This is a genomic window from Anaerotignum sp. (genome assembly GCF_017483025.1).
In the GTDB taxonomy this organism is placed as follows: Bacteria; Bacillota; Clostridia; order Lachnospirales; family Anaerotignaceae; genus Anaerotignum_A.
The window spans coordinates 57308-65871 of sequence record NZ_JAFUMA010000099.1; the positions used below are offsets into that span (position 1 = coordinate 57308).

8 protein-coding genes and 2 tRNA genes are annotated in these 8564 nt (G+C 45.0%); 1 reads left to right on the forward strand and 9 read right to left on the reverse strand.

What is annotated here, in order from left to right; all coding sequences use genetic code 11:
• The first annotated feature begins 62 nt into the window (after positions 1 to 62).
• Positions 63 to 1166 (forward strand): nucleoside recognition domain-containing protein, encoded by a 1104-nt coding sequence (locus IJ369_RS08780; RefSeq protein WP_290718211.1) that lies wholly within the window; start codon positions 63 to 65, stop codon positions 1164 to 1166.
• On the opposite strand, the gene IJ369_RS08785 is transcribed toward IJ369_RS08780, so the two are convergent.
• The 9 genes from IJ369_RS08785 to IJ369_RS08825 form a co-directional block, all read right to left on the reverse strand.
• Positions 1167 to 1670, reverse strand: coding sequence for an ATPase (locus tag IJ369_RS08785; RefSeq protein ID WP_290718213.1), 504 nt, complete (start codon positions 1668 to 1670; stop codon positions 1167 to 1169).
• Between the two features lie 10 nt (positions 1671 to 1680).
• Positions 1681 to 2160 carry a pantetheine-phosphate adenylyltransferase gene (coaD, locus tag IJ369_RS08790; RefSeq protein ID WP_290718215.1) on the reverse strand — a complete coding sequence of 160 codons (480 nt, stop codon included), beginning with the start codon at positions 2158 to 2160 and terminating at the stop codon, positions 1681 to 1683.
• Entirely contained in the window at positions 2157 to 2717 is a 561-nt protein-coding gene (rsmD, locus tag IJ369_RS08795; protein WP_290718217.1) for a 16S rRNA (guanine(966)-N(2))-methyltransferase RsmD, read from the reverse strand. The genes coaD and rsmD overlap by 4 nt, the downstream gene beginning before the upstream one ends.
• 103 nt (positions 2718 to 2820) lie before the next feature.
• Positions 2821 to 4863 (reverse strand): ATP-dependent DNA helicase RecG, encoded by a 2043-nt coding sequence (recG, locus tag IJ369_RS08800; protein ID WP_290718219.1) that lies wholly within the window; start codon positions 4861 to 4863, stop codon positions 2821 to 2823.
• 84 nt (positions 4864 to 4947) lie between these two features.
• Positions 4948 to 6639: a DAK2 domain-containing protein gene (locus tag IJ369_RS08805; protein ID WP_330612984.1), complete on the reverse strand. Its 1692-nt coding sequence runs from the start codon at positions 6637 to 6639 to the stop codon at positions 4948 to 4950.
• A gap of 20 nt (positions 6640 to 6659) precedes the next feature.
• Positions 6660 to 7016, reverse strand: a complete 357-nt coding sequence (locus tag IJ369_RS08810; RefSeq protein ID WP_290718221.1) for an Asp23/Gls24 family envelope stress response protein — start codon at positions 7014 to 7016, stop codon at positions 6660 to 6662.
• A gap of 288 nt (positions 7017 to 7304) precedes the next feature.
• A complete protein-coding gene (locus IJ369_RS08815; protein ID WP_290718223.1) occupies positions 7305 to 8210 on the reverse strand; it encodes a copper amine oxidase N-terminal domain-containing protein in 906 nt (301 codons plus the stop codon).
• A gap of 125 nt (positions 8211 to 8335) precedes the next feature.
• Positions 8336 to 8407, reverse strand: a tRNA-Gln gene (locus IJ369_RS08820).
• 30 nt (positions 8408 to 8437) lie between these two features.
• Positions 8438 to 8509: transfer RNA gene (locus IJ369_RS08825), tRNA-Gln, on the reverse strand.
• Between the last annotated feature and the right edge of the window lie 55 nt (positions 8510 to 8564).

Consider the following 8564-nt stretch of genomic DNA (forward strand, 5'->3'; position numbering starts at 1 on the left):
AATTTTTTGAAACAGGCACACATACTCTTGTATCATAGTTATCTCTGAAACGAGGTTTTCCCATGAAGAAATCGACTATGATACTAGGGTTCTGTGCCTGTTTTCTGATTTATGCCCTATTGCGTTTTCCCCAAGCCATGCTTGCCGCTTCTGCGGAGAGCATCCAACTCTGGCTAACGAAAGTATTTCCTTCCCTGTTCCCTTTCATTGCCGCCTGTGGCATCCTTCTGCGCATTGGTACTGCAGAGCGGATGGGCGCCGCGTTGCGCCCATTGATGGGGCCGCTGTTTAAATTGCCCGGCATTGCCGCATTTTCTTTCTTTCTAGGTATCCTTTCCGGTTATCCCATGGGGGCGAAGATCACCGCCATGCTTTATGAAAAAAAGCTCATCACCCTCAACGAAGCCCAGCATATCCTGGTTTTCTCCAATAATCCCGGCCCCCTGTTTTTGATTGGCACGATTGGCGTGGGTTTTTTCGGCATGCCCCTTTTCGGCTACGGGCTGCTGCTCTGTTCTTTTCTTGGCGCCATGACAACAGGCATCCTCTGGCGTTTCCGAAGAAAAAAAGCATCTTGCGTTTCCCATATATATCCCGCTTCCAATTCGGAAGTTTCTCTCACAGAAGCCCTTTCCGCTTCCGTTTCCGATGCAGTAAATACGGTGCTTCTCATTGGCGGATATCTCATTCTTTTCGGGGCACTTTCCGAAGCTATGGAACAAACAAACTTTTTCTCTCTGCTTTCCCGCCTGCTGTTCTTTCTGCCCCTTTCCACGGAAACCTTGCAGGGCTTTTGCAGTGGTATTCTGGAAATGACCAATGGGGCATATCTGCTGAGCCAGTCTCCCGATGGGCTTCGCCTGCGGCTGGCTCTGGTTTCATTCCTCGTTTCCTTCGGCGGGCTTTCCATTTTGGGACAGACCTTCGGCGTGTTGTCCTCTATCCCTGTATTAAAAAAAGACTACCTCAAAGGAAAGCTCACAAATGCCCTTTTCAGCAGTCTTTTCTTCTATTTTCTCTATCCGTTTTTCGAACAGAACGCACAAAAAGCAGTCCCCGTGTTTTCTTCTTTCACGGAAACTGCTTTTACATTGTCGTTTTTATGGCTCTTGCCAAGCCTGTTTTTCATTAGCGTATTTTGTTACGCTATCCTCCACAGAGGCTGATTATTTGCCCATGCGCAGTTCCTGAATGTTTTCTGCCAGTACATTCAGTGTCTGACCAAAGTAATCGTCTGTCTTGATGCTTTCGCTGTAAACAACTGCTTTCAGTTCTTTCAGCTTGCCTTCTGCATCTGCCAGTACGCTTTCTGCGTATTCCATGGCGCCCAAACGCATTTCTTTTGATGTTTTCTTTGCAGAATCGATGATGGCTGCAGCCTGTTCATAAGCCTTTTTTGTTACTTCATTATCATCGATCATGCGAACCATACGATCTTCCGCATTTTTCACGATTTCATCTGCTTCTCTCTGTGCATCGATCAGAATTTTATTTCTTTCTTCGATGACCCATTTGGACTGTTTCAGTTCATTGGGCAGTTTCATGCGGATCTCGCTGATGATATCATAAATTTCTTCTTTATCAACGGAAACTTTGTTGCTGAAAGGCACAGCCTTGCTGCTGTCCATAACGTCTTCCAATTCATCTAATAACTGCAGTACAGAATCCATTCTATCTCCCTCACTTCTGATATTTTTCTATAATAAACGGTTTGATTTCAGCGGGCACCATAAAACTGATATCGCCGCCGAAAACTGCAACTTCCTTCACATTTGTGGAACTCAGCGCCAGATGTTCTTCATCCGCTGCCAGATAAACGGTCTCAATTTCGTTATACAGCTTGCGGTTCACAAGAAACATAGGATATTCCGCAGAGAAATCCAGCGTATTGCGCAGCCCTCTGACTGCCACATTCGCGCCGATCTCCTTTGCGAAATCTACAAAAAGTCCACGGAAAGAAGCGACCTCTACATTTTCAATGTGTTTTGTTGCCAATTCCAGATGATGTTTTCTCTCTTCTACGGTAAAAAGAGATTTTTTGTTGGGGTTTTCCAACACTGCCACCACTAAGGTGTCGAATAATTTTGCGGCTCTTTCGATGATATCCATATGCCCCAGGGTCACAGGGTCGAAACTGCCCGCATAAATTGCTTTTCTCATACTACTTCTTCCTCCAGGCACAAGAACGTTAAAATCGTTGTCTTGTACACTTTTTCACGCAGGATCTTCATACCTGCCGGGGGTGTTAAGGGGATTTGGGAAGAACCTTCTGTGATAAGATATCCTTCTTCTTTCAAAAGTCCCTTCTCCATAATTTTTTCCAACACGGGTTCATAAAGCCCCGCTGCATAGGGCGGGTCCATAAAAATGATGTCGAATTTCTTTCCTTCCGCCGCCAGCTTGTCCAGCGCAGAGAAAACATCCGTTTTCATCAATCTTGCCCTGTCCTGCAGTTTTGTATGCTGCAGATTAGCCGTGATGACTTTCTGACATTCTGCAGCCGCATCCACAAAAACAGCTTCCTTTGCGCCTCTGGAAAGAGCTTCAATGCCAATGGCACCACTGCCGGAAAAAAGATCCAGAAAACTGCACTCAGGCAGATCAAACGCTATGATATTGAAGAGGGTTTCTTTGATCCTGTCCGTCGTAGGTCTGGTTTCCAGCCCTTCGATGGTCTGCAGATTATGACCCTTTGCTGCTCCTGCGATAACACGCATACTGTCTGCACCACCCAAAACACCTAATTTTACATTATATCGTTTAGAGTATAGCAAAAAAATTTTCAATTGACAACCAAAAAGAGAAAAAACAACGAAAAACTCACATTTCCAGACTCTTTTCTTCCAGATATCCTTCAATATGTTCCCTCAAAAGCTGATGATCTACCGCCTCCAAAGCCCTGTCTTTTTTCAATAATTCCGCCGCTGCGCTCTGGGCTTCCTTCAAAATTGCCATATCTTTATATAGATCAGCGATCTTCAATTCCGGCAGACCATGCTGTCGGATGCCGAAAAATTCACCCGGTCCACGTAATTTCAAATCTTTTTCCGAAATGACAAAACCATCCTCCGATTCCGTCATGGTTTTCATACGCTCTTTCGCTACTTTCGTTTTTGTATCGCTGACAAGGATACAATAGGATTTTTCGCTGCCACGGCCCACTCGCCCCCGCAGCTGATGCAGCTGCGCCAAGCCGAATCGCTCCGCATTTTCAATGAGCATAATGGTGGCATTGGGTACGTTGATGCCAACTTCAATAACTGTCGTAGAAACCAGAACATCAATATTTCCCGCCGCAAAGCCATCCATAATTTCCTGTTTTTCCTTTGCCTTCATTTTGCCGTGGACACAAGCCACGCGGCAATCAGGCAGTTCTTTTACCAATTCTTCCGTATAATTCAAAACGGACTGTACTTCCAGTTTTTCACTTTCCTCGATCATCGGACAGATGACATAAGCCTGTCTGCCCGCCGCTACATGCTTCTGGATAAAGGCATAAATGCGCTGATGATAGCGGCTGTCTACGGCGGAAGTGTCGATCTTCTGTCTGCCGGGAGGAAGTTCGTCGATGATGGAGATATCCAGATCGCCATACAGAATCAAGGCCAACGTTCTAGGGATAGGCGTTGCCGTCATAACAAGAGTATGGACATTTTCTCCCTTATCCGCCAGGGTGCTTCTCTGGCGTACGCCAAAACGGTGCTGTTCGTCAGTGATTGCCAAACCCAGTTTGTAGAATTCCACGCCCTTCTGGATCACTGCATGGGTACCAACGATCATCTGGGCTTCGCCATTTGCCACCTTCTCCAAGGTTTCCCGTTTTTCCTTTGCTTTCAGGCTGCCTGTCAGCAGCACCACTTCGATACCCACAGGTTCAAAAATTTTCTGAAAGGACTCAAAATGCTGATTTGCCAGCACTTCCGTAGGTGCCATAATGGTCGCCTGATAGCCATTTTTGATGGCCCAATATGCTGTGATAATTGCAACAGCCGTTTTCCCACTGCCTACATCCCCCTGCACCAAACGGTTCATAATTTTGCCCGAAGTCATGTCTTTTTCAATTTCTTTCAGCACGCGCTTCTGGGCATTGGTCAGGGCAAAAGGAAGCAGTGCTTCTCCTTCCTGCAAGGCTTTTTTCTTCTTTAAAATAATGCCCTCTCCACTGTCCTCCAGCGTATTTTTCAGTTGGTAAAGGGCTGTTTGCAGGATGAAGAGTTCCTCAAAAACCAATCGTCTTCGGGCATCATAAAAGCCCTGTTCTGTTTTCGGAAAATGGATATTTTCAATGGCAAAATTCCGTTCTGCCAGCTTATATTCCTTTCTGAGCCAAAGGGGAAGTTCCTCCCGCATGCCGCCGCTCATCTGAGAAAGCGCTTCTTCCATCAGGTTGCGGAGCATTTTCTGTGAAATGCCCACGGAAGCAGGATACACAGGGATGATTCGTCCCCCTGCGAAGTTCTCCCCGATGCGCTCACATTCAGGAGATAAAATTTCTTTCCTTCCGTATTTTTTCTGCAGTTTTCCAGAGAAAAGATACCATTCGCCCATCTTCAGGCTGTTTTTCATATAGGGCTGGTTATACCAAAGCACGCCCACAGAGCCTGTTTCGTCATACACCTTCATGCGGGTATAGACCAGCCTGCCGTGTCGGCTGTTCTGCCCTTCTTCCTTGATCTGGGCAAGAAATGTGGAGGGTTCATCCATGGGCAGGTCTGCAATTTTGATGATCTCACTTCTGTCCTTGTATTCTCTGGGGTAATGAGTCAGCAAATCTTCTATCGTATAAATATCCAGTTTCTGCAGTTTTCGTTCTCTCTGCTCCCCAATACCCTTCAAGGTCGATACAGGGCTGTTCCATTCCATAGATTTCTCCTCCTTTCTAAAATAACAACAGGGAGAATTCCCGCAAGAATCTCTCCCTGTTTTGTTTCCTTATGATACTTTTTCTTATTCCACAGAGATGATGTAGTAATACAAAGGCTGACCGCCGCTCTGTACTTCTACTTCACAATCAGGGTAGTTTTCTTCGATAAATGCAGCCAGTTCCTCTGCACTTTCTTCTGTTGCGTCAGCGCCATAGTAGATACCAACTACTTCGCTTTCATCCTTGATGGATGCTTTGATCAGTTCTTTTGTGCCTTCCATAACATCATCAGCAACCACTTCAATCTGGTCATTCAGCATGCCCAGGATATTGCCTTCTTTGATTTCCTTATCGCCGATGGAAGTATCTCTTACTGCGTATGTTACAGTTGCTGTATCTACCAGTTTGATTGCATCCTTCATTGCTGCTTCCATTTCATCGGGGTCAGCATCTGCTTCGAAGCAGAACATCGCGCTGATACCTTCGGGTACGGAACGGGAAGGGATCACATGCAGTTTCTTATCTTCGCTCAGTTTTGCTGCCTGTTCCGCTGCCAGAATGATGTTTTTATTATTAGGCAGTACGAAGATGTGGTCTGCGTTGATCTTGTCCACCGCATTCAGGATATCTTCTGTACTGGGGTTCATTGTCTGACCGCCTTCGATGACTTCATCAACACCCAGGTTTTTGAAGATGTTTGTCAGGCCTTCGCCTGCGGAAATGGAAACAAAACCAACGTCTTTTTTAGGCTGTTCCACTGCAGATTCTACAGGGGCAGCAACAGGGGCACTGGGCGCTGCTGCTGCTTCGCCTGCGAAGTTGATCTTATTTGTATGCTGTTCACGCATATTGTCGATTTTCAGACCGCTCAGGCTGCCGATCGTCAGTGCCTTTTCGATCGCCAGACCGGGATGGTCTGTGTGTACGTGGATTTTGATGATCTCATCATCTGCTACGCATACGATGGAGTCACCAATAGTACCCAGATAAGATTTCAAACCAGTTGTCACTGCTTCATCTGCATCTTTTACGTTGATGAAGAATTCTGTGCAGTAACCAAAAGTAATGCTTTCATTTTCGATGGAAGCCAAAGAAGCAAAATCCATTTCAGGAGCCGCTGCTGTGCTCTGACCATCATTCAGTGTTACAGGCAGGTCGCCGCCCATCTGTTTCAGGGCACCTTCCAGGATATACAGCAAACCTCTGCCGCCGGCATCCACTACGCCAGCCTGTTTCAGTACAGGCAGCATTTCGGGTGTCTGTGCCAGCACTTCGTGACCATATTCAATGATACCTTTCAGGAATACTTCGATATCTTCTGTTTCTTCTGCCAGTTTTGCAGCTGCTTCCGCACAGCCTCTCGCTACTGTCAGGATGGTACCTTCCTTGGGTTTCATTACGGCTTTATAAGCTGTTTTTACAGCCTGTTCTGCCGCTGCAGCCAGTTCCTTTACGCCCGCTTCTTCCAGACCTTCCAGGCCTTTTGCAAAGCCACGGAACAGCTGGGAAGTGATAACGCCGGAGTTACCTCTTGCGCCTCTCAGCGCGCCGCTGGATGCTGCTTTTGTTACATCAGCCGCCATCAGAGAGCCTTTCTTTTCTGCTTCTCTTGCCGCAGCCATAACCGTCAGAGACATATTTGTACCTGTATCACCATCGGGTACAGGGAATACATTCATTGCGTCTACCAGCTGTTTATTCGCTGCCAATTCGTTCGCACCGGCAATGATCATTCTGCCCAGGCGAACGCCATTCAGTGTCGTTGTACTACTCACCACTCATTTCCTCCTCTTGCTCAACCGTCGACTCTTACGCCGTCAACGAAAATATTCACGTTTTCTACTTCCAGACCTGTCTGGTCTTCCACTGTGTATTTCACAGTGCTGATGATATTGTCTGCAATGGCGGAAATATTTGTGCCGTATTCCACGATGATATGCAGGTCAATGCTTACTTTATTTGCATCGATCGTCATCTTGATGCCTTTTGTCAGGCTTTCCAGCTTCAACAGCTGAACCAGACCATCTTTTACATTTTTCGCTGCCATGCCAACGATGCCATAACATTCGATCGCTGCATAACCTGCAATTCTTGCAATTACTTCACGGTCAATACTAATAACGCCATATTCGTTTTCCAATTTTGCTGCCATTATGACCAGCCTCCTATTCTAAAACCATCGGCTAATTTTTTACAGATGTATAGATATTAATAGTATACCACCAATCATGCAATTTTGAAAGATATTTTTGCATTTCTCATAAAAAAGAAGGATGATTTTTATTGATAAAATCAACAATTATTCTTTCTCTTTTGCAGCAGCTCCAGTAATTTTTTTCATCCATGGCTCTGTCCCTTTCTATATATCTATTTGCCCAGAACATGCTAAATCTGACAATGATTTTAAAAGATCGCGGAAATTTCTTCCGATGATCTTTTCTTAATATGCATCTCTATATAAACAAACCGTTTGCGTCTCACCATCCCATGTGAGGTTATAATCAAAAACCTGCGCCATTTCTCTCAATGGCAGATACATGATTCCATTTCTGATTTCAGGTACTGTACCTGTCTGCATCTCTTGCCCCTGATACAACCATCTGTGGTCTCCTTCTGCCATGGAGATCGTTCTTGCTCCCATTTGCAGTGTTACAGTTTTTGTCTCCTTATTCCAAAGAATGTTGAATCCTACTGTCTGGGCTCCTTCCGTCACCATGCCAACATCTTTCGCCGCAACCATGATTCTCCCTTGGTCATTTAAAATGATAGGCTCTAAAATATGTTTTTCCTCGCCTTTATATTGAATTGTCTGTTTTCCAACTGTCAAAAGAACCTCTGTAGGCGTTTTTTCTTCCGGTTCTTCAAATACCACAAAGTCTTCTCGCAGTAGAATATCTTTTTTCCCCTTCAAAAAATTATCTTTATAATCGTCACCGCCAACCAGCCACAGAGAATGTGTCACTCCGCCCTGAACCTTTTTATCATATTCCACACGGATGCTCATTTCTAACTCCTCGCCTTCCGCATCCTTTAATGTTACAGCAAATATTCTTGGAGGAATATAATAATTATCCATATCAACTTCTTCCGCGTTATCTGTCTGCCATTTGATTCGGAAATACAGTTTTTTTCCATCTGCATCAAAATCTTCTGGAAATACCATCTTGATTTCCGGATCCGGCAAACAACTACAATCCATTTTATGTACTTGTCCTTCTATATCAAATTCAATTTCTTCTCCACTTGCCTTTAATTTTATCTTTTCAAAATCTTTTTCGTCTTTTGCCAACGCTGTTGTTCCAAACAACATCATAAATGCCATCATCAAAATCAGTATCTTCTTCACAGTAGTCCCTCCATTCTTTTTCTCAGTATAACAAAAACGGCACTGCTTTTCTACGACAGTGCCGTTTTTATTTCTCACAATATTCTTAACAAAAGAAAAAGAGAGTCTATTCAGACTCTCTTAAACTAGGGTAGCAGGATTCGAACCTGCGAATGACGGAATCAGAATCCGTTGCCTTACCGCTTGGCGATACCCCATTATACCAACTGTTCAGCTGGATTTGAGACCTGGGCTAGCTGGATTCGAACCAGCGAATGCAGGAGTCAAAGTCCTGTGCCTTACCGCTTGGCGATAGCCCAATATACGATAATGCATTTTAGCTGAAATAAAAGCGCGAGACGAGATTCGAACTCG